At 67.0% G+C, this 22,305-nt stretch carries 21 protein-coding genes, 1 tRNA gene and 1 other RNA gene; 9 read left to right on the top strand and 14 right to left on the bottom strand.

Annotated elements, in window-relative coordinates; all coding sequences use genetic code 11:
- Positions 1-146: 146 nt before the first annotated feature.
- Positions 147-527: a transfer-messenger RNA gene (gene ssrA, locus ABL312_RS12240) on the bottom strand.
- A 148-nt stretch (positions 528-675) separates the two neighbouring features.
- Here ssrA and ABL312_RS12235 point away from each other — a divergent pair.
- Positions 676-1,134 carry a YHS domain-containing (seleno)protein gene (locus tag ABL312_RS12235; protein WP_349357658.1) on the top strand — a complete coding sequence of 153 codons (459 nt, stop codon included), beginning with the start codon at positions 676-678 and terminating at the stop codon, positions 1,132-1,134.
- Positions 1,135-1,298: 164 nt separating this feature from the next.
- Entirely contained in the window at positions 1,299-2,093 is a 795-nt protein-coding gene (locus tag ABL312_RS12230) for a thymidylate synthase (RefSeq protein WP_349357657.1), read from the top strand.
- Positions 2,094-2,123: 30 nt separating this feature from the next.
- On the opposite strand, the gene ABL312_RS12225 is transcribed toward ABL312_RS12230, so the two are convergent.
- The 10 genes from ABL312_RS12225 to ABL312_RS12180 form a co-directional block, all read right to left on the bottom strand.
- Positions 2,124-3,452 (bottom strand): adenylate/guanylate cyclase domain-containing protein, encoded by a 1,329-nt coding sequence (locus tag ABL312_RS12225; RefSeq protein WP_349357656.1) that lies wholly within the window; start codon positions 3,450-3,452, stop codon positions 2,124-2,126.
- A gap of 86 nt (positions 3,453-3,538) precedes the next feature.
- A complete protein-coding gene (locus tag ABL312_RS12220; RefSeq protein ID WP_349357655.1) occupies positions 3,539-4,300 on the bottom strand; it encodes an ABC transporter permease in 762 nt (253 codons plus the stop codon).
- A complete protein-coding gene (locus ABL312_RS12215; protein WP_349357654.1) occupies positions 4,297-5,223 on the bottom strand; it encodes an ABC transporter ATP-binding protein in 927 nt (308 codons plus the stop codon). Before ABL312_RS12215 ends, ABL312_RS12220 begins: the two co-directional genes overlap by 4 nt.
- A 178-nt stretch (positions 5,224-5,401) precedes the next feature.
- Positions 5,402-6,007, bottom strand: a complete 606-nt coding sequence (locus tag ABL312_RS12210; RefSeq protein WP_349357653.1) for an OmpA family protein — start codon at positions 6,005-6,007, stop codon at positions 5,402-5,404.
- A gap of 35 nt (positions 6,008-6,042) precedes the next feature.
- Positions 6,043-6,474 carry a cysteine rich repeat-containing protein gene (locus ABL312_RS12205; RefSeq protein ID WP_349357652.1) on the bottom strand — a complete coding sequence of 144 codons (432 nt, stop codon included), beginning with the start codon at positions 6,472-6,474 and terminating at the stop codon, positions 6,043-6,045.
- A 129-nt stretch (positions 6,475-6,603) separates the two neighbouring features.
- Positions 6,604-7,125: a flavin reductase family protein gene (locus ABL312_RS12200; protein WP_349357651.1), complete on the bottom strand. Its 522-nt coding sequence runs from the start codon at positions 7,123-7,125 to the stop codon at positions 6,604-6,606.
- A gap of 76 nt (positions 7,126-7,201) precedes the next feature.
- Positions 7,202-8,518 carry a carboxylesterase family protein gene (locus ABL312_RS12195; RefSeq protein WP_349357650.1) on the bottom strand — a complete coding sequence of 439 codons (1,317 nt, stop codon included), beginning with the start codon at positions 8,516-8,518 and terminating at the stop codon, positions 7,202-7,204.
- Between the two features lie 99 nt (positions 8,519-8,617).
- Positions 8,618-9,808: a hypothetical protein gene (locus ABL312_RS12190; RefSeq protein ID WP_349357649.1), complete on the bottom strand. Its 1,191-nt coding sequence runs from the start codon at positions 9,806-9,808 to the stop codon at positions 8,618-8,620.
- 11 nt (positions 9,809-9,819) lie between these two features.
- Entirely contained in the window at positions 9,820-10,221 is a 402-nt protein-coding gene (locus ABL312_RS12185) for a nuclear transport factor 2 family protein (RefSeq protein ID WP_349357648.1), read from the bottom strand.
- 186 nt (positions 10,222-10,407) lie between these two features.
- Entirely contained in the window at positions 10,408-10,836 is a 429-nt protein-coding gene (locus ABL312_RS12180) for a cupin domain-containing protein (RefSeq protein WP_349357647.1), read from the bottom strand.
- A 250-nt stretch (positions 10,837-11,086) separates the two neighbouring features.
- Here ABL312_RS12180 and ABL312_RS12175 point away from each other — a divergent pair, with 250 nt between their 5' ends.
- Positions 11,087-12,079 carry an AraC family transcriptional regulator gene (locus ABL312_RS12175; RefSeq protein ID WP_349357646.1) on the top strand — a complete coding sequence of 331 codons (993 nt, stop codon included), beginning with the start codon at positions 11,087-11,089 and terminating at the stop codon, positions 12,077-12,079.
- A gap of 115 nt (positions 12,080-12,194) precedes the next feature.
- Positions 12,195-13,151 carry an agmatinase gene (gene speB / locus ABL312_RS12170; protein WP_349357645.1) on the top strand — a complete coding sequence of 319 codons (957 nt, stop codon included), beginning with the start codon at positions 12,195-12,197 and terminating at the stop codon, positions 13,149-13,151.
- Between the two features lie 72 nt (positions 13,152-13,223).
- Here speB and ABL312_RS12165 read toward each other — a convergent pair.
- Positions 13,224-13,299 (bottom strand) — tRNA-Lys (locus tag ABL312_RS12165).
- 769 nt (positions 13,300-14,068) lie between these two features.
- On the opposite strand from ABL312_RS12165, the gene ABL312_RS12160 reads away from it, so the two are divergent.
- The 4 genes from ABL312_RS12160 to ABL312_RS12145 all read left to right on the top strand — a co-directional run bounded on the left by ABL312_RS12160 (position 14,069) and on the right by ABL312_RS12145 (position 19,379).
- On the top strand, positions 14,069-15,835 hold the full coding sequence (locus ABL312_RS12160; RefSeq protein ID WP_349357644.1) for an acetolactate synthase 3 large subunit: 1,767 nt from the start codon (positions 14,069-14,071) through the stop codon (positions 15,833-15,835).
- A gap of 26 nt (positions 15,836-15,861) precedes the next feature.
- Complete coding sequence (gene ilvN, locus ABL312_RS12155) at positions 15,862-16,434, top strand: acetolactate synthase small subunit (RefSeq protein ID WP_349357643.1); 573 nt, start codon at positions 15,862-15,864, stop codon at positions 16,432-16,434.
- Positions 16,435-16,922: 488 nt separating this feature from the next.
- Positions 16,923-18,470: a 2-isopropylmalate synthase gene (locus tag ABL312_RS12150; RefSeq protein WP_349357642.1), complete on the top strand. Its 1,548-nt coding sequence runs from the start codon at positions 16,923-16,925 to the stop codon at positions 18,468-18,470.
- Between the two features lie 162 nt (positions 18,471-18,632).
- Positions 18,633-19,379: a DUF3800 domain-containing protein gene (locus ABL312_RS12145; RefSeq protein ID WP_349357641.1), complete on the top strand. Its 747-nt coding sequence runs from the start codon at positions 18,633-18,635 to the stop codon at positions 19,377-19,379.
- A gap of 54 nt (positions 19,380-19,433) precedes the next feature.
- Here ABL312_RS12145 and ABL312_RS12140 read toward each other — a convergent pair whose 3' ends face one another.
- Together ABL312_RS12140 and miaA are read right to left on the bottom strand one after the other, a co-directional pair.
- Complete coding sequence (locus ABL312_RS12140) at positions 19,434-19,979, bottom strand: GNAT family N-acetyltransferase (protein ID WP_349357640.1); 546 nt, start codon at positions 19,977-19,979, stop codon at positions 19,434-19,436.
- 417 nt (positions 19,980-20,396) lie between these two features.
- Positions 20,397-21,353, bottom strand: a complete 957-nt coding sequence (miaA, locus tag ABL312_RS12135; RefSeq protein ID WP_349357639.1) for a tRNA (adenosine(37)-N6)-dimethylallyltransferase MiaA — start codon at positions 21,351-21,353, stop codon at positions 20,397-20,399.
- 17 nt (positions 21,354-21,370) lie between these two features.
- Between miaA and serB the strand changes: the two genes are divergently transcribed.
- A complete protein-coding gene (gene serB, locus ABL312_RS12130) occupies positions 21,371-22,297 on the top strand; it encodes a phosphoserine phosphatase SerB (protein WP_349357638.1) in 927 nt (308 codons plus the stop codon).
- The last annotated feature ends 8 nt before the right edge of the window (positions 22,298-22,305 follow it).

Below are 22,305 nucleotides of genomic sequence, written 5' to 3'. Positions count from 1 at the left end.
CGCAGTGCCGTCTTCGATGCCGCATCGCCGCATGCGACGGCTCACCGACCCTTGCGAGGGCATGGCCGCGATCGGCACGGATACGGTCGAGAAAGGCACGTCCGAGGCCGGCGCGGTCTCCGCGGGCACAAGCGCAAGACGGCAGAAGTGGAGGCTTCTGTTGCCAGGTGCCTCCGGACCCCGCCTGTCGGGGCTAACCGACGGGACTTTGGTGGACTACCGGCACCGCATTACGCGGCGACGGCGTTGTCCATAGCATAGTTGTCGTTTGCAACTATTGAGACGGCCCGATAACGGCGGAACCATGCCGGACGAAAGAAATGCCTTTACACCCTCGTCGATCCTGTTTCGCCCCCGCCGAAACCCGCCGCTCACACGGCTTCTGGCCGGATGTCGCGACGGGCTTGGGTGGAGGCGCCGGGTACCGCCCCCGGGTCCGATAGGCTTATTACGCAAACCGTTTATCGTCATAGTCGGCCGAAACCGACAGACGGAATATAGGCATTCATTCCGGCTTTGCAAACACCGTGCGGATCTTTGCGCGCACACACCTCTCGCGGTCTTGTGAGCCGGTGTCATTGGGCATCGGCGCGCGCGCGGCGTAAAACCGGGGCATCGAGCGTCGCAGTCGAAAGGACAGAAGCGATGATGTCACGGCGGAAGATTTCACGGCGTATGGCCGTTCTGGCGGTGGTCGGCGGCCTGGTCGCGGGCGGGGCCGCGCAGGCCGGCTGGTTTTCGAGCGACGACACCGGCGCGGTCTACACCGGCCTCGTGGAGGGGGTCGCGGTCGGCGGTTACGATCCGGTCGCCTATTTTCGTCAGGGGCGCGCGGTCGAGGGATCGGCAGCCATCACGACGACCCATCGCGGGGCGGAATGGCGGTTTTCCAGCGAGGAGAACAAGGCGGCCTTCCTCGCCGAACCGGCGAAATACGCGCCCGCCTATGGCGGCTATTGCTCCTGGGCGATCGCGGAAGGCAAGCTCGCCAAGGGCGACCCGAAGAACTGGGACATCGTCGACGGCCGGCTCTACCTCAATTACAACGCCAGCATCCAGAAGCGCTGGCAGGCCGATATCCCCGGCTTCATCTCCAAGGCCGACGCCAACTGGCCGGAGCTTGCGCCGAAGTGACGCCGACCGCCGGCGCGGGTGGATTGCGGGCGTAACCCGTCGCGGCCCTTCCCTGCGCCGTGCGCATCCCTTGCCTCGTCCGGCACGCGGCGCGACAGTTCAGTCTTGAGAGAATCGCACCTGACGGAATCGTCGGCTGGCGGACGCGCGCGGGACCGAGCACTGTGGACCAATATCACGACCTGATGCGGCGCATCCTGCGCGAGGGGCACCGCAAGACCGACCGGACGGGCACCGGCACGCTGTCGGTGTTCGGCCATCAGATGCGCTTCGATCTGGGGAAGGGCTTTCCGCTCGTCACCACCAAGAAGCTGCATCTGAAGTCGATCGTGCATGAGCTTCTGTGGTTTCTCGCCGGCGACACCAACATCGCCTATCTCAAGGACAACGGCGTCCGGATCTGGGACGAGTGGGCGGATGAAAACGGCGATCTCGGTCCCGTCTACGGCTATCAATGGCGCTCCTGGCCGGCGCCGGACGGGGCTTCCGTCGACCAGATCGCCAAGCTCCTGGAGATGATCCGCAAGACCCCCGACAGCCGCCGGCTGATCGTCTCCGCCTGGAATCCGGCGCTGGTCGACGAGATGGCGCTGCCGCCCTGCCACGCGCTGTTCCAGTTCTATGTGGCCGACGGCAAGCTCTCCTGCCAGCTCTACCAGCGCTCTGCGGATGTGTTCCTCGGCGTGCCGTTCAACATCGCCTCCTATGCGCTGCTGACCATGATGGTGGCGCAGGTCACGGGCTACGAGCCCGGCGACTTCGTGCATTCCTTCGGCGACGCGCACCTGTATCTCAACCACCTGGAGCAGGCGGAAACGCAGCTCGCCCGTACCCCCCGGCCGCTACCGACCATGACGCTCAACCCGGATGTGCGTGATCTCTTCGCCTTCCGCTTCGAGGACTTCACGCTGACCGGCTACGACCCGCATCCGCATATCAAGGCGGCCGTCGCGGTGTGAGCCGCCAGGTCGCCGGTCACGCGTCGCCGGTCACGCGTTCCGGGGCCGCGAAACCTCGGGCGCGTAGAGCGCGACCGGCGCGCCGACCCCGCGCAAGGGGTGCGCGCCCATCGTCTCCATCGGTTCATCGACAAGGGCCGCCACCGCTTCGGAGATCAGCACCGGACGGTTCAGCGTCTTGGTCAGCCGTTCGATGCGGCTCGCCGTGTTGACCGCGCGGCCGATCACCGTGAAGTCGAGCCGCTCCGCCCCGCCGATGTTGCCGAAGAACACGCGGCCCTCGTGCAGGGCAATGCCGCTGCGCAGCGGCGGCAGGGTGTCGTCGCCCTTGCCTTCGCCGTCGCCTTCGCCCTCGCCGTTGCCCTCGCCGCCGCCCAAGTGCAGCTCCGCGACCGCGTCGAGCGCGCTGCGCGTCGCGGCGAGGGCGGCCCGCGCGGCGTCCTGCGGGCTGTCGAAGCGGGCGTAGGCGAAGGCCGCGAGCAGGCCGTCGCCCATGAATTTCAGCACCTCGCCGCCGGCGTCGGAGATCGCGGCGACGATCGCGCCGAAATAGGCGTTGAGCAGGCGCAGCACCGTCTCCGGCGCCATCCGGTCGGTCAGGTCGGTGAAGCCGCGCAGGTCCGACACCCAGATCACTGCGTCGATGGGCAGCCCGTCGCCCCGGTGGATGGACCCGTCGAGGACGCGCGCGCCCGCCTCGCGGCCGAGGTAGGTGGTCACCACATTGGCGGCGAGCTGTTCGGCGATATGGCGCTCGACGTGCAGCGCGAAGATCCGCGCCGCCCGCGCGAAGCGCGTATAGAGCGTGTCGGAGAAGCCGCCGGGCTGTCGGGTGGCGATGGTCATCGCGTTGTGATAGCGCCCGCCGGCGCGCAGCGGCATGGCGACATAGTCGCTGAACCCGGCGGCCTCCAGATCCGCGATCAGCGGATAGCGGGCGGCGGCCTGCGCATCGCCGGCGCGCACCCGCACCGTCTCGCCGTGTTCGATGACGCGAAACAGCGGATTGCGGCGATAGGCGTCGGAGGCGAGTGCGGCCTGCGGGACCTTGATCTCGTCGCACAGCCGGTCGGCGCGCTCCCAGTTGCAGCCGAAGCCGTAAAGCTGCGGGTGCAGCGTGCCCACATGCAGGCTGGCGCGGTCGAGCGGGTGGCCGTCGTCGATCAGCCGCCAGACGAAGTCCTCGAACAGATGGAGCAGCTCGCTTTCGTCCAGCGCCGTGGTGAGCAGCCAGTCCTCGATGGTCTGGTCGAAACCGGACGGCGGTGGCCCGTCGGCGTAGCGGCGCGAGCGGCGCACCAGCGTGACCGTCGCCGGGTAGGTTCTGCCCGAAGGCGCCGGTCGCTCCGTCTCCGTCATGCACGCCTCCCCGCCGTTCGAACGCTTGCCGGATCGGCCCAGTCTACACCGTCGCGGGCCGATCTGCCGCGCCCGCCGCAGGCCGCCTATGCCTTCAGCCCGTAGCCGGTCTTGAAGATGCGGGCGATGATGGCGAGGCAGATCCCCAGGAACAGCAGGGTCATCGTCAGGCTGAGCGCCACGCCCACGTCGGCCTGGCCGTAGAAGCTCCAGCGGAAGCCGGAGATCAGGTAGACCACCGGGTTGAACAGCGTCACCGTCTGCCACAGCGGCGGCAGCATGTTGATCGAGTAGAAGCTGCCGCCGAGAAAGGCGAGCGGCGTGATCACCAGCAGCGGCACGAATTGCAGCTTCTCGAAATTGTCGGCCCAGATGCCGAGAATGAAGCCGAGCAGGGCGAAGGTCACGGCGGTCAGCACCAGAAAGACGGCCATCCACACGGGATGCTGGATCTCGATCGGCACGAAGAGATGCGCCGTCGCCAGGATGATGACCGCGACCATGATCGACTTGGTGGCCGCCGCGCCGACATAGGCGATGACGATCTCCAGAAAGGAGACCGGCGCGGAGAGCACCTCGTAGACCGTGCCGGTGAAGCGGGGAAAATAGATCCCGAAGGAGGCGTTCGACACGCTTTGCTGCAGCAGCGACAGCATGATCAGGCCCGGCACGATGAAGGCGCCGTAGCTCACCCCGTCGACCTCGGAAATGCGCGAGCCGATGGCCGCGCCGAAGACGACGAAATAGAGCGAGGTGGTGAGCACCGGCGAGACGATGCTCTGGAACAGCGTCCGCCCCGTGCGGGCCATCTCGAACTTGTAGATCGCCTTGATGGCGTGGAAATTCATGACGGCGCCTTCACCAGATTGACGAAGATGTCCTCGAGCGAGCTTTGCTCGGTGACGAGATCGCGGAAGCGGATGCCTTCCGCGTGAAGATCGCGCAGCAGCGCGGTGATGCCGGTGCGCTCGCCGCGCGTGTCATAGGTATAGACGAGGCTCGTGCCCTCGTCGGCGAGCTCCAGCCCATGGGCGGCGAGGCTGTCGGGAACCGCGTCGAGCGGGTCGACCAGATGCAGGGTGAGCTGCTTGCGCCCGAGCTTGCGCATCAGCTCCTTCTTGTCCTCCACCAGAACGATCTCGCCGCCGTTGATCACCCCGACCCGGTCGGCCAGATCCTCGGCCTCCTCGATGTAATGGGTGGTCAGGATGATGGTGACGCCGGTGTCCTGCAGCCGGCGCACCACGCGCCACATGTCGCGGCGCAGCTCCACGTCGACGCCGGCGGTGGGCTCGTCGAGGAAAAGCAGGCGCGGCTCGTGGCTGAGCGCCTTGGCGATCAGCACGCGGCGCTTCATGCCCCCCGACAGGGTCATGATCTTGCTGTCTTTCTTTTCCCAGAGCGAAAGATCGCGCAGGATCCGTTCGATCAGGGCCGGATCCTTCGGCTTGCCGAAGAGCCCGCGCGAGAAGCTCACCGTCGCCCAGACGGTCTCGAAGGCGTCGGTGGTCAGCTCCTGCGGCACCAGGCCGATGAGGCTGCGCGCCGCGCGGTAGTCGCGCACGATGTCGTGGCCGTCGACGGCGACGCTGCCGCCGGTCGCGTTCACCAGACCGCAGACGATGGAGATCAGCGTCGTCTTGCCGGCGCCATTGGGGCCGAGCAGGGCGAAGAGCTCCCCGTGCTCGATGGAGAGATCGACGCCCTTGAGCGCCTGAAAGCCCGTGTCATAGGTCTTGGACAGACCGGAAATCTCGAGAATCGGTGCCATGGAACCCCGGGTGGCAGTCTGGAAACGACCGCCCGCCCGGCGGATCGCGGGGCGGGCGGGCGCAGCATACAGGCCATGGCGCGGGGTTCAACGCCCGCTTTCGCGCGCGTCGCGGAGGAAGAGGCGGCCGCCCGTCCGCTCGGCGCGTCGTCACCTGCACCGCCTGGCGCGGCGGGCGTCAGAAGCCGACGTTGATGAGCTGCACGCGGCGATTGATCTGCGCGTCCGGGTTTTGCGGATCGCGCAGGTTCTCTTCGCCGAGCCCCACCGCCTCGAGCTGTTCGGCCGGCACGCGGAAGGTCGTCACCAGCGCCTCGCGGATCGCATTGGCGCGACGCTGCGAGAGCTCCAGATTGTACTCGCGCTTCCCCTTCGCATCGGTGTGGCCGACGACGAAGAACCGCTGGCCCCAGAGGTAGGGCGTGTGCAGCGCGTCCGCGATCAGGCCGATGGTCTCGTAGGACTCGGGCCGGATGCGATCGGAATCGAAGTCGAAGGTGATTTCCACGTTGAACTGGCGCAGCCGGGCAAGCTGCTCGGCGAGCGGCAGCGAGGTGCTGGCGTTGTCGCCCGGGTTCTGCCTGATGTTCTGCAGGGCCTGGGCGCGCAGATCGTCGGCGCTGAACTCCGCCTTCGCCTGGGCGTCGCGCAGGCTGTTGATGATCTCGTTGCGGGAGAGCTGCGTCTGCGCCGCCGTCGGGGCGAGGGTCAGCGGGAGCGCGAGGGGAAGAGCGACGAGCGCCGCGGCGAAGCGCGCGCGCGGTGTCGGGATGCGCTGTGTCATGCGATGTCTCCGGGTCTGGCGGGTCGGGCGGCGCATCAGCGGTAGCCGGCGTCGGTGATCGCCTGATTGCAGGCGGCGCTGACGGAGGGTTCGGCCTTCAGCAGGCAGGTCAGCACATGGCCCTTGCCGGGCTTGGTGCCGCTGCAATACTGCCGCGCGTCACGGTCGCAGATCTGGCCGACCGCCGCCTGAGCGGCGAAGCGGGCCTCGAGCGACAGATAGACCTGGACGTAATCCGCCTTGCAGGTCGCGGAGATCTTGTCGGCATTGTCGGCGAGGCATTGCTGCATCCGCCCGTTGCCGAGGTTGACCGACTTGCAATAGGTCTCGATGTCCTTGCCGCAGCTGGAGTGCAGGATCTTCACGGCGTCGGCGAAGCCGACGGTCTGTGCCGCGGCGGGCGCGGCAGCGGCCAGCGCCGCGGCCCCGGACAAGGCCAGGGCGAAGACGAGTTTGGGCAGTCGCATGGTGTCCCCCTTCGCTCGGGCGCGTGGATCGGCGCCCTTTCGCAACGGCTCCACTTTATGCCAAGCCTGTGTCAGTTCTATCCTGATAATTTTGGCAGGCCCGCGCCCTCGCGCCGGCGCGCGTGCTTGTCACGCCGCGGTTCCGGCGCCCTGTCCGAGTCGATGCCAGCGGCGGTCGAGATAGACCAGCGTCTCGGCTTCCGGCGTGCCGGCGGGCGGGCAGGCCGTGCCGTCGAGCAACCGGGCGGTGACGAGGGTCGCATCTTCCTGCTCCAGGGTGCCGGCCACCCGGGCGCGGAACCAGGTCGCGATGCGCGTGTAGCGCGGCTCGCCGGTGGGCAGGCGCTCCCAGGGCTCGGCATCGCCGAAGCGCTGTGCGCCGGGCGTGGCGCACAATTGCGCGAGTGACTGGTCGCAGTAGCGCAGGAAATGCACGACCATCGTGTCGGCGGCGAGCAGGGCGGCGGCGGAGGACGAGCGGGCGGACAGCGAAAACGCCACGACCGGCGGGGTGGCGCTCACCGAGATCAGGGAACTCACGGTCAGCGCCACCGGGCCGTGCGCGCCTGCGGCGGTGATCACGGCAATGCCGGCGGGGTGGCAGCGAAACGCCTCGCAAAAGGCCTGAGTCAGCGCGTGCGGGTCGGTCATGATCGTGTCCTCCTCTGTCGGGGTTTTCCACCCGGCGATCTTTTCCTCATGGCGATGGGCCCGGGCGGAGCGTAGGTCAGGGGCTGCGCGTCACGAAGCCGGCGATCTCGGCACGCAAGCCCCGGCTCACCGCCTCGAACGCCTCCGCCGACCAGCCCTCCAGCATCGGGGCATCGCGCCAGTCGTCGCGGTTGCCGAACTGGAACGGCAGGTCGAAACAATGGGTCGCGCCAAGATCTCCCGGGCCGGCGAAGGCGGTGAAGCGGTGCTGGGTGACGCGCACCCCGCGCGCCGCCGCCGCCCGGCCGATGGCGTCGGCGAAGCGCCCGAAACCGTGCCAGGACGCGCGGGCGACCGTCTCCGCCCGGTCCCGCGACCAGCTCTCGGGGACCGGGTCTTCGGGAAGAGACTCGCCGGCCGTGCGGGCGCGCAGCGTCTCCAGAAGCAGGCTGGCGGCGCGCGTGCCGGGCGCATAGGGGGGCAGGAACACCGACATCTCCTGCGCGGTGACGCGCAGGTGGAGCGCCTCGACATGCAGGGGCAGGTCGGCGCCGGCGCGCTCTGTGGGCCAGACCGGGAGATACATCGGCGGGATCGCGCCGGGGATGCGCGGACTGTCCGCCAGCACCTTTGCTCCCGCCTCCAGCAGGGCGCCAGGCACCCAGCCTCCGGCGTTCCTGTCGCAGGTCTCATGGACCCGCGCGGTAAAGGCCCGCCGGCTGTCCGCCGTCCACGGCGTGATCGCGGGAATGGAAAACAGCGCCGTGCGCCGGATCAGGCCCCGTGTTTCCGGCAGCGAGGACAGGGCCCAGGCGTACCACGCCCCGGCGGACTGGCCGGCCAGCGCGATGCGATCCGGGTCGCCGCCGAAATCCCCGATGCGGTCGGCCACGACGCGAAGGGCGGCGAGGCAATCCTCGATCGGGCGATGGCGGTCGTCCGCGACACCGTCGTCGAGATGCCCGGCGGGGCCGATGCGGTAGTTCAGCGTGACGACGACGAGGCCTTCTGACGCGAGCCGTTCGCCGCGATACCAGCGTGCGGCGCCCCCGCCGCTGACCCAGGCACCGCCGTGCAGGAACACCAGCACGGGCAGGCGATCCGCCTCCGCCGGTGCCCAGACGTTGAAGAAGAAGGCGTCGTCGCTTTGCGGGTTGTCGCGGATGCCGGGTCCCATCACGCCCTCCAGCCGGCTCGGCAACTGGGGAAACACGGGAACGTCGGTGAGCTCCGCGCCCTTAAGCTGGCCGCTCGACGGGACGGTCGCGGCGCACGGATTGGCCGGATCGGACAGGGTGGCGTAGCGCAGGCCGTGGAAGGCATCGATGCCGTTCCGGCGCACCCCGCGCGCCGCGCCGCGACGCACGGGCCGGTCCTCCAGGGTCGGGGGCATGGGGGTCTCTCCGGGGTTCGGGGCGTGCGGCACCGGCACGCGATGCCGGGGCCGTCGAAACCGCCGGCGGCGCGCTCGGGACGCGCCGCCGGCGGTGCGTCACACGAGCGGGGTCGGTTGCTCGATCCCCAGGAAGCCGGCGCCGCCGATCTCGTAGCACAGCGGGCTCGCGGCGATGGCGTGACGCACGCCGGTGTTCACGTCGCGCCACAGCCGGCCGAGCGGGTTGGCCTCGGCGAAGAGCGCGGTGCCATGCAGCCAGGCGAGGTCGTTCATGGCATCGGCCAGGTTGCGGGTCGCATGGGCGCAGCAATTGCGCACGCTGGCGCGCTCGGCGACCGTCATCGGCGTGCTGCCGGCGGCTGCCGTGTCGATCATGTCGGCGGCGCGCTGCAGACACATTTCGGCGGTGTCGATCTTGGCCTTGGCGGCGCCGATGCCCTGCACGAAGGCGCCCGAGGTGGACTGCGGGTGGTACCGGGAATAGGTGATCGGCCGCTTGGCGGAGATCTCGCCGACCATGTCGAGCGCCGCCTTCGCGCCGCCCAGCGGGCCGGAGATGATCACGGTGGGGAACATCGAGACCGGCGTGAGGCGCTGGAGAAAATGCGCGTCCTCGCGCGCTTCCAGCGCCGGACCGAGCACCGTGTCGGCGTCGACGACCTGATCGGCGGGCACCCACTGGTTCTCGGCGACGAAATTGTTGCTGCCGGTGCCGCGCATGCCGATCGTGTACCAGGTGTCCTTGATCGTATACTGGTCCTTGTGCAGCAGCACGAAGCCGGGCCGGGGCGCGCTGCCGTCGCCCTCGTCCAGAGCGGTCGCGCCGATTGCCCACTCGGCATTGAGGATGTTCGACCCGAAGGGCCATTCGCCGTTCACGCGGTAGCCGTCGCCCTCGCGCACCACCTTGCTGCCCATGGCGACGATCACCGAGGCCATCTTGACCGGTTGCCGCCCGGCGAAGATGCGCGCCCGGGCGCTCTCGGGAAAGCGCAAGGGCAGCAGCGACGAGACGCTGGAAATCACCGAGATCCAGGCGGAGTTCGGACAGTACTGGCCGATGGTGCTGGTGACGTCGAGCAGCATGCGCGCGCCGCCCTCCGCCCCGCCGTTGACCGCCAACGTGTTGATGCCGAAGACGCCGGTGGTCTCCAGAGCGGCGATGGAGTCCGCCGGCACGCGGCGTTCCTTGTCGGCGCGGGCCGCATTGTCGCGCAGCGTCGGGCCGATCGCGTGCACGCGCGCGATCATGCGCTCGGTGGCGTCTTTTTGAAGTGTGGTCAACATGGGGCGTCTCCTCAGAATCCGAAGGCGGCATTCACGGCGGCGAGGTCCATGACCTCGCGCACGTCGGTGATTTCGCCGTCGCGGACGGTGATCACGTCCACGATCTCCAGCGACACCGTGTTGCCGTTGTGCAGGGTGGCGGTTTCGCTCAGATGCAGGATGCCGACGCCGGTCTCCTCGTCGGCGTGCAGGCCCTTGAGCGTCATGGAGAGCGAGCCGGGGACGAAAGCCTTGGCGAGCCCGCCGAGCAGCTCGTCGAAGAAGCCCTCCCAGCCTTCATAGGTCTTTGCGATCGGGCAGGTGTCGCCGACCACGGTCCAAGTCACGTTCCTGGATACGATCTGCTTCAGGGCGTCGTGGTCGCCGGCGCTGTGGCCGCGCCAGAACGCCTCGATGACGGATTTCACGGTCATGTCTGTCCTCCCGGATTTGGATGTGCGCCGCCGCGCCGGCGCGGACGCACCGCGACGGAGACCGGTCTTGTCGGCCGGTTCGGGCGTCGCGACGCGCGCGGTGTGCATCCTGACGATGCACACGGCGTCACCGGCGCGATTGCGCGAACGCGGAGACGGGCTTGTGGGATGGGGCGCGGCGTCGTCTCAGACGAAGCGGATCTCGTGCTCGGCGCCGAGGCGCACGACCTCGGCCGGATCGGTCAATCCGTCGATCGCGGCCATGTAGTCGTACATCTTTCCCGTCGGGGAGACGAAGACCAGCGCGCGCGCGGTCTTGCCCGAGCGATTGAAGAGTGCGTGGGGAATGCCCATCGGCAGCATCACGCTGGTGCCGGCGCCGGCGACGATGGTTTCGCCCTCCATCTCGAACTGCATTTCGCCCTCGAGAATGTGCAGGGTTTCGTCCTGGGTCTCGTGGAGGTGGGCGGGGACGAAGCTGTCCGGGCCGAATTCGGCGTGCATCAGCAGCGCGCTCGGCGTCTTGTGCAGCGGCACGTAGGGCTCGCCGAGGATCGTCCATTTCTGACCCTTGAAGCCCTGCTCGATGGTTGCGGCACCCTTGCTGAAATCCATGGTCTCTCTCCCGTTTTCGCGCGCTGCATCGCCGGCTCGGTCGTGAGGATCACGACGTGGCGGTGCGGTTTGCGCGCATTTCTTCCGTTCCGTGGCGCTGGTTGTCGCTCGCCGGTCCGAAGGTGTTGCCCGCTTGACGGCGCTGTCATTCGGGCGTTTCATTTGTTTTAGGATTAAAAGAATGCGGGGTGTCGCCTCGCTTCTCTATCCGGATACTGCGGGGAGTGTACGCATGGTGCGGGAAACATCCTTGGACGCCTCGGTCGTTCGTCCTGCGTCGATGGCGCGGCACTTTCTGTTCGAGACGACCGATCTGGACGAGGCCTGCGAGCGCGTCGGACAGGTGTTCTGCAAACACCGGATCGATTTCGCCGGGCGCGGGCGCGCGCTTGCCAGCCGTCAGCATTATGCCGCGCTCGGGCGGGTGGCGCTCAGTCACATCACCTATGGCGAGGAAGTGGCGATCGACGCCGGCGAGCCGGAAGACTGGTTCATGGTGCATTTCATCGACCGTGGCCGCTGCGCGATGAAGGTCGGCACGCACGATCTGGTCGCCTCGCCGCGCATGAGCGTGATCACCTCGGCGACGCTGCCCCTGCACATGACCTGGACGGCCAATTGCGATCACCTGGTGCTGAAGGTCGACCGGGCGGCGCTGGAGCGGTGCCTGTCGGTCCAGATCGACGACGCGGTGACGCGCCCGCTGGTGTTCCTGCCGGACATGCCGAACGAGACGCAGGAAACCGCCTGCTATCGCCGCACGCTCGACTTCGTCATCCGCGAGCTGGACGCGGACGACTCCTTCTTCCTGTCGCAGGCCGGGCGACGCCAGCTCGAGGACATGCTGATGCATCAGCTTCTCGGCGCGTTCCGGCACAATTACTCACAGGCGCTCGCCGCGCCGGCGGGGGCCTGCGCGCCGCGCCATGTGGTGCGCGCGGAGGAATTCATCCGCGCCAACGCCGCGCAGGCGCTCACGGTGGAGGACATCGCGGCGGCGTCCGGCGTCGGCGTGCGAACCCTGTTCGAGGGCTTCCGCCGGTTCCGCGACACCACGCCGATGGCGCGGCTGAAGGCGGTGCGGCTCGAGGGCGTGCGCGAGGACCTGCTCGCGGCCGCGCCCGAGGCCTCCGTCACCGCCATAGCGATGAACTGGGGCTTTTCCAACCTCGGCCGCTTCGCCGATGCCTATCGCCGCCGCTACGGCGAATTGCCCTCGCAAACGCTCAAGGGGATGCGCTGAGGCGCCTGCCCTGTGCTCATGCCGGGCCCTTGTGCTTCCCTTGTATGCTCCGGGCCTGCCTGCGAGGATGGCGCCCGGCGAGAACACGGTCTGCGGTTCGGGGAGGACAGCGACGATGAGCGGACATGGCTATCAGAGCGGGCGGCTCAATCTGCCCTTCGTCGGCATCGCGACCTTCGGCAAGCGGCCTTACGTGGAGACCTGGGACGCCATCGACGCGGAGGTGGCCGTGCTCGGCGCGCCCTTCGATTTCGGCACGCAGTTTCGCGCCGGCGCGCGATTCGGTCCGCGCGCGATCCGCGAGGCGTCGACGCTCTTCTCCTTCGGGCACGCGGGCGCCTACGATCACGAGGACGACGTCACCTATCTGCCCGACAGCGTGCGGATCGTCGATCTGGGCGATGCGGACATTGTGCATACCGACACCGCGACAAGCCACGCCAACATCGCCCATGGCGTCGGCAAGATCCTCGACGCGGGGGCCTTTCCCGTGGTGCTCGGCGGGGACCATTCGGTCAATATTCCCTGCATCGAGGCCTTCGCCGGACGCGGGCCGATCCATATCCTGCAGATCGACGCGCATCTCGACTTCGTGGACGAGCGCCACGGCGTGCGCGCCGGCCACGGCAACCCGATGCGCCGGGCGGCGGAGAAGGACTATGTGACGGGTCTCACCCAGGTCGGCATCCGCAACGTGTCGTCCACCGCGCGCGAGGGCTATGAGGCGGCGCGTGCCATGGGCGCCGACATCCTCTCCGTGCGCCAGATGCGCAAGCTCGGGCCGCAAGGCGTGATCGACCGCATCCCGAAGGATGCCCGGGTCTATGTCACGCTCGATATCGACGGCTTCTGCCCCTCCATCGCACCCGGCACCGGCACGCCGAGCCACGGGGGATTTCTCTACTACGAGGTGCTGGAGATGCTGCAGGCGCTCAGCCGCCGCCACGAGGTCGTGGGCATCGACCTGGTGGAGGTGGCGCCGGACTATGACCAGTCGGGCTCGACGGCGATCCTCGCCGCGCAGATCCTGCTGAATTTCCTGGGGTTCGTGTTCCACGCAAGAGGCGCGTGAGCGGCGACGGCGCGTCAGCGCATGCGCCGCGGATCGCACAAATGCTCACGATGACAACGGCGGGAGTAGGAATGGTGGGTGCACGGGGATTCGAACCCAGGACCGGCTGATTAAGAGTCAGCTGCTCTACCAACTGAGCTATACACCCATGGCCATGTCGGCCGGACCCGCGAAGGGTCCCACGCGCGATCCGCGTTGTGCACGCGGCGCCGTGAGAGGGGTATCTACCGAAAGCGCGCGGGCGATGCAAGCGTTTTGATCGTTTTCCTGTTCGTGACCGCTCGGCTGGGGATATCCGGGACAGGCAACAGGCGGATGGGCAGCAGGCGGATGGGCAGAAGGCGGATGGGCCGGGATGGACGGACGCGCCGCCCGCAATTCAGTCGCCCGATTCAGTCGTCCGGTGTCTCAGTCGGATCGCGCGCCGGGCGCCTTAAAACTTTCGACAAGTCGGGCGGTGTTTGCGTGAAATTTCCTGACTTAGAGCTTGACCGGTCACGGGCGCGCGGATAGTTTGCGCAGCGTCGCCGGTGGCCCGGCGGCGCCCTTGCCGACTCGTCGCGATTTCAGGGCCTCGTTCGGGGTTGAAATCGGCGGCGCGGCGGAGATGCGGGTGCCGGGCAGCGTCGGCACGATGGCACCCGCCTTTGAACGGGATCGCCCGAACGGGGACGGTGTCACCCGAAAGGGATCCGTCCGGGGCATGAAGAGGGTTGGACGATGGGCATGACGCTCATTCTTGTATGCGGGGCGCGCGCGACCGGGACGAGGTAACCCTCGCTTTCCCATGGGACGACGCGCGCGAAAGGCCTCCTCGGGGGCCTTTTTTATTGCCCGCCTGCCGGGACAACACTCTCACGGGGCCAGACGCGAACCGCCTGTCGAGACAGCACGCTTGTGAAATCGAGGATGTGACAATGAAGCGCGAGATGACCGGTGCCGAAATGGTGCTGCAGGCACTCAAGGACCAGGGGGTCAGGCATGTGTTCGGGTATCCGGGCGGCGCCGTGCTTCCGATCTACGACGAGATCGTCCAGCAGGACGGTCTCGAGCACATTCTCGTGCGGCACGAGCAGGGCGCGGGCCACGCAGCGGAAGGTTATGCGCGTTCGACCGGCAAGCCGGGCGTCGTTCTTGTCACCTCGGGGCCGGGGGCGACCAACATGGTCACCGCGCTCACCGACGCGATGATGGATTCCATTCCGCTCGTTTGCATCACCGGACAGGTGCCGACCCATCTGATCGGCAACGACGCCTTTCAGGAATGCGACACGGTCGGCATCACGCGCCCCTGCACCAAGCACAACTGGCTGGTGCGCGACATCAAGGATCTGCCGCGCATCCTGCACGAGGCGTTCTACGTGGCGACCAACGGACGGCCCGGCCCGGTCGTCGTCGACATTCCGAAGGACGTGCAGTTCGCGACCGGCGCCTATGAGCCGCCCAACAATGTCGCCCACAAGACCTATCGCCCGAAGGTCAAGGGCGACATGGAGGCGATCCGCCACGCCGTCGAACTGATCGCGCGGGCCCGCCGGCCGATCCTCTACACCGGCGGCGGCGTGATCAATTCCGGTCCGGCGGCGACGCAGCTGCTGCGCGAATTCGCTCAGCTCACCGGCATTCCCGTCACCTCGACGCTGATGGGGCTCGGCGCCTATCCGGCCTCCGGCGAGCAGTGGCTCGGCATGCTCGGCATGCACGGCACCTATGAAGCCAACATGGCGATGCACGACTGCGACGTCATGGTGAACATCGGCGCGCGCTTCGACGACCGCATCACCGGCCGCCTCGACGCCTTCTCGCCGAACTCGCTCAAGGTGCACATCGACATCGACCCGTCCTCGATCAACAAGACGGTCAAGGTGGACGTGCCGATCGTCGGCGACGTCGCGCATGTGCTGGAAGACATGGTCCGCATGTGGCGCACCGGCTCGCATCAGGTCGACAAGGACGCGCTCGGCGAGTGGTGGGCGCAGATCGACCGCTGGCGGGCGCGCAATTCGCTCGCCTATCGTCCTTCCGAGGACTTCATCATGCCGCAATACGCGATCCAGCGGCTTTACGAGATGACCCGGGATCGCGAGACCTATGTCTCCACCGAGGTCGGCCAGCACCAGATGTGGGCGGCGCAGTTCTACGGCTTCGAGGCGCCGAACCGCTGGCTGACGTCGGGCGGTCTCGGCACCATGGGCTACGGTCTGCCGGCGGCGCTGGGCGCGCAGGTGGCGCATCCGGACGCGCTGTGCATCGACATCGCCGGCGATGCCTCAATCCTTATGAACATCCAGGAGATGTCGACGACCGTGCAATACGGCCTGCCGGTCAAGATCTTCATCCTCAACAACCAGTACATGGGCATGGTGCGCCAGTGGCAGCAGCTGCTGCACGGCAACCGCCTGTCCCATTCCTACATGGACAGCCTGCCGGACTTCGTGAAACTCGCCGAGGCCTATGGCGCGCACGGCATCCGGGCGGAAAAGCCGGGCGAGCTGGATGCGGCGATCGAGGAGATGCTCGCGGTGAACAAGCCGGTGATCTTCGATTGCCGGGTGGCGAACCTCGCCAACTGCTTCCCGATGATCCCCTCCGGCAAGGCGCATAACGAAATGCTGCTGCCCGACGAGGCGAACGACGAAGCGGTGGCCAACGCCATCTCCGCGGAAGGCAAGGCGCTGGTCTGAGCGCGTCGATCTGGAAGACGAGACACATGAACGCACAAAATCTCAATGCCCCGTCGGCCTATTTCATGGCCGATATCGAGGAGCCCTCCGAAAGCCACACGCTCTCGGTGCTGGTGGATAACGAACCGGGCGTGCTGGCGCGCGTGATCGGCCTGTTCTCCGGGCGCGGCTACAACATCGACAGCCTCACCGTGTCGGAGACCGAGCACGAGAAGCACCGCTCGCGGATCACCATCGTCACCACCGGCACGCCGATGGTGATCGAGCAGATCCATCATCAGCTGGAGCGGCTGGTGCCGGTGCATCGGGTGACCAACCTCACGGTCGATGCGCGGCGGCGCAACTACGAGAAGCCGCTGGAGCGCGAGCTGGCGCTGATCAAGGTCGCCGGCGTCGGCGAGAAGCGGCTGGAAGCGCTGCGCCTGGCGGATGCCTTCCGCGCCACGGTGATCGATGCGACGGCCGAGCATTTCGTGTTCGAGATCACCGGGCGGACCAACAAGGTCGAGCAGTTCGTTTCGATCCTGAAGCCGCTCGGTCTGGTGGAAGTCTCGCGCTCCGGCGTCGCCGCGCTGCAGCGCGGGCCGGACGGGCTGTGATCGCGACGCGGACGGCGGCGAGGGTCGCCGTCCGCGCAATCCCTCGGGCGCCGGTCGGCCTCTTGCGTCGCCGCCGCCGATCGGGTACCCATTCGAGGCGTTAACCGATTGTTGAGCGCTTGCGCTCAGCCTGAGAACGACGGGCGCTCAGCCTGAAAGAGACAGGCCATCGCGATGGCCGGGCGGAAACGGGTCGATCAAGTCCCCGCAACCGCGAAGACGAGGAACGGATTGTCCGCATGATCGCCGCTGGCACCCCTGCCGATATCGCGATCTCCACGCGCGTTCCGCGCGGCGGACCCCTTGGCCTTGGCGGCCTCCTTCTCCTTATCAGCCCCTGAGCGTCGGCTGCTTCCGCTTGGACGGAAGCGGGCACTCAGGGGAGCCTTCTTCGAAATCCCTTCGTTTTTTGGAGCGCGCGTTCCCGCGCGCAGGATTTTAGGGCCCGGGCGGCGCCGTCCGCGGGCCCGGCTTGAGAGGACCGACACATGGCTGGCAAGGACCACGTCTTCATCTTCGACACCACGTTGCGCGACGGCGAGCAGTCGCCCGGCGCCTCCATGACGCTGGAGGAGAAGCTGCAGGTCGCCGAAATTCTCGACGACATGGGCGTCGACATCATCGAGGCGGGCTTTCCCATCGCCTCCAACGGCGACTTCGAGGCGGTGAGCGAGATCGCCCGCCGGGCCAAGCGCTCGGTGATCGCGGGCCTGGCGCGCGCCATTCACGCCGACATCGACCGGGCCGGCGAAGCGGTCCGTCACGCCGAACGCGGCCGTATTCACACCTTCGTCTCGACCTCGCCGATCCATCTGGAACACCAGATGAAGAAAACGGAAGCGCAGGTGCTCGACATCATCACCGACACGGTGACGCGGGCGCGCAACCTGATCGACGACGTGGAATGGTCGGCGATGGACGCGACCCGCACGCCCATCGAGTATCTGTGCCGCTGCGTCGAGGCGGCGATCCGCGCCGGCGCGACGACGATCAACCTGCCGGACACCGTGGGCTATGCCACGCCGGACGAGTACAAGGCGATGTTCGAGACGATCCGCGCCCAGGTGCCGGATGCGGACAAGGCGGTGTTTTCCGTCCATTGTCACGACGATCTGGGCCTGGCGGTCGCCAATTCGCTGGCCGGGGTTGCCGGTGGCGCGCGGCAGATCGAGTGCACGATCAACGGCCTGGGCGAGCGTGCGGGCAATGCCGCGCTGGAAGAGATCGTCATGGCGATCCGCACCCGCGCCGACGTGATGCCCTATGATTCGAGCGTCGATCCGAAGTATCTGACGCGGGCGTCCAAGCTGGTGTCGGCCGTTTCCGGCTTTCCGGTGCAGTTCAACAAGGCGATCGTCGGCAAGAACGCCTTCGCGCATGAAAGCGGCATCCACCAGGACGGCATGCTGAAGAACGCCGAGACCTACGAGATCATGAAGCCCGCGGACGTGGGCGTGCGCGCCACCTCGCTGGTGATGGGCAAGCATTCCGGCCGCCATGCCTTCCGCCAGAAGCTGGAGGAACTGGGCTACGAGATCGGCGACAACGCCTTCGAGGAGGCCTTCCGCCGCTTCAAGGATCTCGCCGACCGCAAGAAGCACGTCTACGACGAGGACATCGAGGCGCTGGTCGAAAACGAGATCGCGACCCAGGGCGAGCAGATCAAGGTGATCGCGCTCACCGTCATCGCCGGCACGGGCGGCCCGCAGAAGGCGATCCTGACCATGGATGTCGACGGCCAGCACATCACCAAGGAAAGCACCGGCGACGGCCCGGTCGACGCGACCTTCAACGCGATCAAGGCGATCGTCCCGCATGAAGCGACGCTGTCGCTCTATCAGGTGCACGCCGTGACCGAGGGCACGGACGCGCAGGGCGAGGTCTCCGTGCGGCTGGAGGCCAACGGACGCATCTCCACCGGCAAGGGTGCGGACACCGACACGCTGGTCGCCTCGGCCCGCGCCTATGTCTCGGCGCTCAACAAGCTGATCGCCCGCCAGAACCGCCCGGACCACCAGGAACTCAGGGCCGTGTGAGGCGCTGCTTTCTGCAATCCAATGTTGCTTAGCACTTCAGTGTTTTGATATATAACTTGAAGTGCGGGGTGGAATTGGATTATATATTTACGGAGTTGCAGTGAAAGCTGCGCTCATTCCAGGGCCCGCGACCATTATTGGCGCGGGTCTCTGTGTTTCAAGATGCTGTTCGTATATCTTGATGAATTTGGACATATAGGCCCTTATGTTGCGCGGGCCGAGACTAGTTATAACGAAAGTCCGGTTTTCGGCGTCGGTGGTATTATTCTTCCTGAAGCAGAAGTTCGCAATTTTGCTACATTTTTCTTGCAGCAAAAACAGTTCGTTTTCCGAGATGAAATAGAGCGATCGCGCCAAATTCCTGCCAAATGGGAGAAGAAGGGGACGTCCTTTATTCGGCCCAGTCCTCTTGAAAAATATCCCGTGCTTCGGCAATTGCTGAATCGTATCTTGAACAGGCTGGAGCGGCGGGGTGGTGGCGTTTTCTATTATGGCAGGGAAAAATTTCGAAACCGAACGGATTTGAATTCGAATGGTTTGTATAAGACTGTTGTTTCTCATGCGATTCGGAAATTGAATGGCTATTGTGAAGACAATGGAGAGACTTTTATTCTCATATTCGATCAGCATTCCGCTCGAAAGGAATTACTCGAGGCATCGATTAAGACAATGTATGGAGAGAAGCCATGTCGAGCGATGGCAAGTCCTCCATTTGAGGTCGAAAGCTACGCAAACCAGAATATCCAATGCGCTGACTGGATTGCCACGATTGTTGGTAGAATTTTTGCCTATTCGCTGTCTCCGGTCGAGTTCGCCGATTACCAGATTGTCGACCGCTACCTTGGGGACCGGCTCCAGAATCTCGCAGTGCGAAGTGAGTGTATGCGTCGGCCGGCTTATCGCAGGTGATCTTCGCCGACCGCATTCAAAGATTTCGGTTGAATTTGACTGATTCAGCCCGGCTCAGCCCATGCCGGTGGCGAAGCGGCGTGCGAGGGCGGGGGAGAGGATCTGCAGGCAGTCGAAGGGGGCGTCGTCGATCACCGTGCGCTGGCGCTGGCGAAAGCCGATGCCCTCCATCATGCGGCGCGCGGGTTCGTTGCCCGAGGCGACGAAGGCGATCAGATGGGTGAAATAGGTGTTGTCGAAGTACCAGCCGACGAGCGCGTCGGCGAGTTCGGAGGCATAGCCCTTGCCCCAGAAGTCTGACTTCAGGCAGATGCTCAGCGCGACCTCGGAGGTCTCCTCATAGACCGAGAAGCCCGCGCGGCCGACGAAGACGCCTTCCGGCAAGGTCGCCTTCCACTGGCTGAAGCCGCGCCGCTCCTGGCCGGAGATATAGTCCTGCAGGTGGCGTTCGGCGTCGCCGCGGCTGGCGATCACCTCATGCGAGGCGAGGAAACGGTTGACGTCCGGGTCGCGGTGCAAGGCGTAGAGATCACCGAGATCTCCCGGCGTGAAGGCGCTGAGCATCAGCCGTCGCGTCTCCAGGATCGCAGTGGGCGCCATCTTGTCCTCTCCTTGGTCCCCGAAAGCCGGCGGCGCGGCCCGCCGGCCCGGCCCCGTCATCGGCACATGGTCGCGGTCGGGGGCCGTGGCGCATTTCGCGCCTCAGGTGTCTGTATTCGGAGACCGCCGATCTCCGTGTCGAATCGCCGGGTGCGATCTCCGCTCCCGGTCTCGGTTCGCGGTCGCCGCTCCCGGTCGCCGCTCCCGATCTCCGGAGGCGGAATGACGAGCCGGTCCCCCGCCGGTCGCGAATCCGCATGTCATCCTGCGCGCTTCGAGCGCGGAGCATACCATGGCTGGCGGCGGCGATCTGCTGTCCAAGCCAAAATTGTTTCGCTGCAGTGCACATACTTCCGCGTGCACTGCGATGCGCTGCTATCTACGCGCCATTTGTGCATGAATCAAGGCAGTGCAATCTTAGCACGTAGTCTTCCGCATGGTGTCGGACAGCGTGTCGACGAGTTCGGCGACGTCCATGGCGCTCGGGTCGATGCGCGGCCAGTCGGGCAGTTGACCGCGAAAGAAGGTCTCCTGCCGCTTGGCATAGCGGCGGGTGTCGGTCGTGGCCCGCGCACAGGCGGCCTCCAGCCCGGCGCGATCGTCGGGCAGCGCGCCGAGCTCGCGCACGCCGATGGCCTTCATCGCCGGCAGCGTCGGGTCGAGATCGCGCGCCAGGAGGGCGCGGGCCTCTTCCACGGCACCGGCGGCGACCATCGCGGAGAAGCGGGAGGCGATGCGGGCGTGCAGCCAGGGACGCGGCGGAGCGAGCACAAGGCGCTGCACATCGGCCGGAACCAGGGGGGCGTCGCGGGTGCCCTGCCAGTCGGCGAGCGAGCGGCCGGTGCCGTCGATGACCTCCAGCGCGCGCACCAGCCGTTGCGTGTCGCCCGGCGCCAGCCGCGCGGCCATGACGGGGTCGCGGGCGGCGAGCGCCGCATGCAGCGCCCCGGCGGGTGCCGCGTCGGCCTGCGTGCGCCAGCGGGCGCGGATGGCGTCGGGGATGGGCGGAATTCTGGACAGGCCCTGCGTGAGCGCCTTGAAGTAGAGCCCCGTGCCGCCGACGAGAACGACCGGGCGATTGTCCTGTGCCGCCGCGCGCAGGATCGCGGCGACCTCCGCGCGCCACGCGGCGACGGAATAGGGGGTGGCGGCATCCAGGTGCCCGTAGAGGCGGTGCTCGGCGCGCGCCAGATCGGTCGCCGGCGGGCGGGCCGTCAGGATGTCGAGGTCGCGATAGACCTGCATGCTGTCTGCATTGACCACCAGCGCGTCGAGCCGCTCGGCCAGCGCCGTCGCCAGCCCCGACTTGCCGCTGGCCGTTGGCCCCGCTATCAACGTCACCGCACCCGCCAAGGCGTTGTCGCCCTCCTTCATCCGGGATCCGTCTGCCAATGTCCTACGTTGCCACCCTGATTTGCGATCCGGCGCGCCCGGTTCTCGATGCCGACCGCCTTGCCGCCGTGCGCGCCTGCGTGCCGGGACTGAGCGAGAGCGACACGCTTGCGCCGGGCGTCGCCGAGGATCTGGCCTTCGAACTCGCGCCCAAGGACCGCGCGTCCGAAGAGGCCGCGCCCGAGGCGATCGCGGAGATCGAGCGCGCGATCCGCGATCGCCTCGGCGATGCGCCCGTCGACGTTGTTGTGCAAAAGCGCGCGGGGCGGCGCAAGCGTTTGCTCATCGCCGACATGGATTCCACCATGATCGGGCAGGAGTGCATCGACGAACTGGCCGATGTGCTGGGCAAGAAGGCGGAGATCTCCCAAATCACGGAACGCGCCATGCGTGGCGAACTGGAGTTCGAGCCGGCGCTCCGGGAACGCGCGGCGATGCTCGCCGGGCTCGACGCCGGCATCGTCGACACGGTGCTTGCGACCAAGATCACAGTGACGCCGGGCGCGCGCATGCTGGTGCAGACCATGCGCGCCGACGGGGCCTATTGCGCGCTGGTCTCGGGCGGTTTCACGGTGTTCACGTCGGTGGTGGCGGAGTGGCTCGGCTTCCACGAGCACCGCGCGAACCGGCTCGAAAGCACCGACGGAAAGTTGACGGGGCGGGTGGCGGAGCCGATCCTCGGCCGGCAGGCCAAGCGCGACCGGCTGAGCGCCTTGCTCGCCGAACAGGGGCTGCCGGCCGAGGCCGCGCTCGCGGTCGGCGACGGCGCCAATGATCTCGCCATGATCGATCTCGCGGGGCTCGGCGTTGCCTATCACGCCAAGCCGGCCGTCGCCGCGGTGGCCGACGCCCGCATCGACCATGGCGATCTCACCGCGCTCTTGTACATCCAGGGCTACCGCGCGGCGGATTTCGTGCGGGATTGAGCTTGGCG

Origin of the sequence: Stappia sp. (assembly GCF_040110915.1) — a bacterium.
Taxonomy (GTDB): Bacteria; Pseudomonadota; Alphaproteobacteria; order Rhizobiales; family Stappiaceae; genus Stappia.
This window is presented reverse-complemented; position numbering and strand designations above follow the sequence as displayed.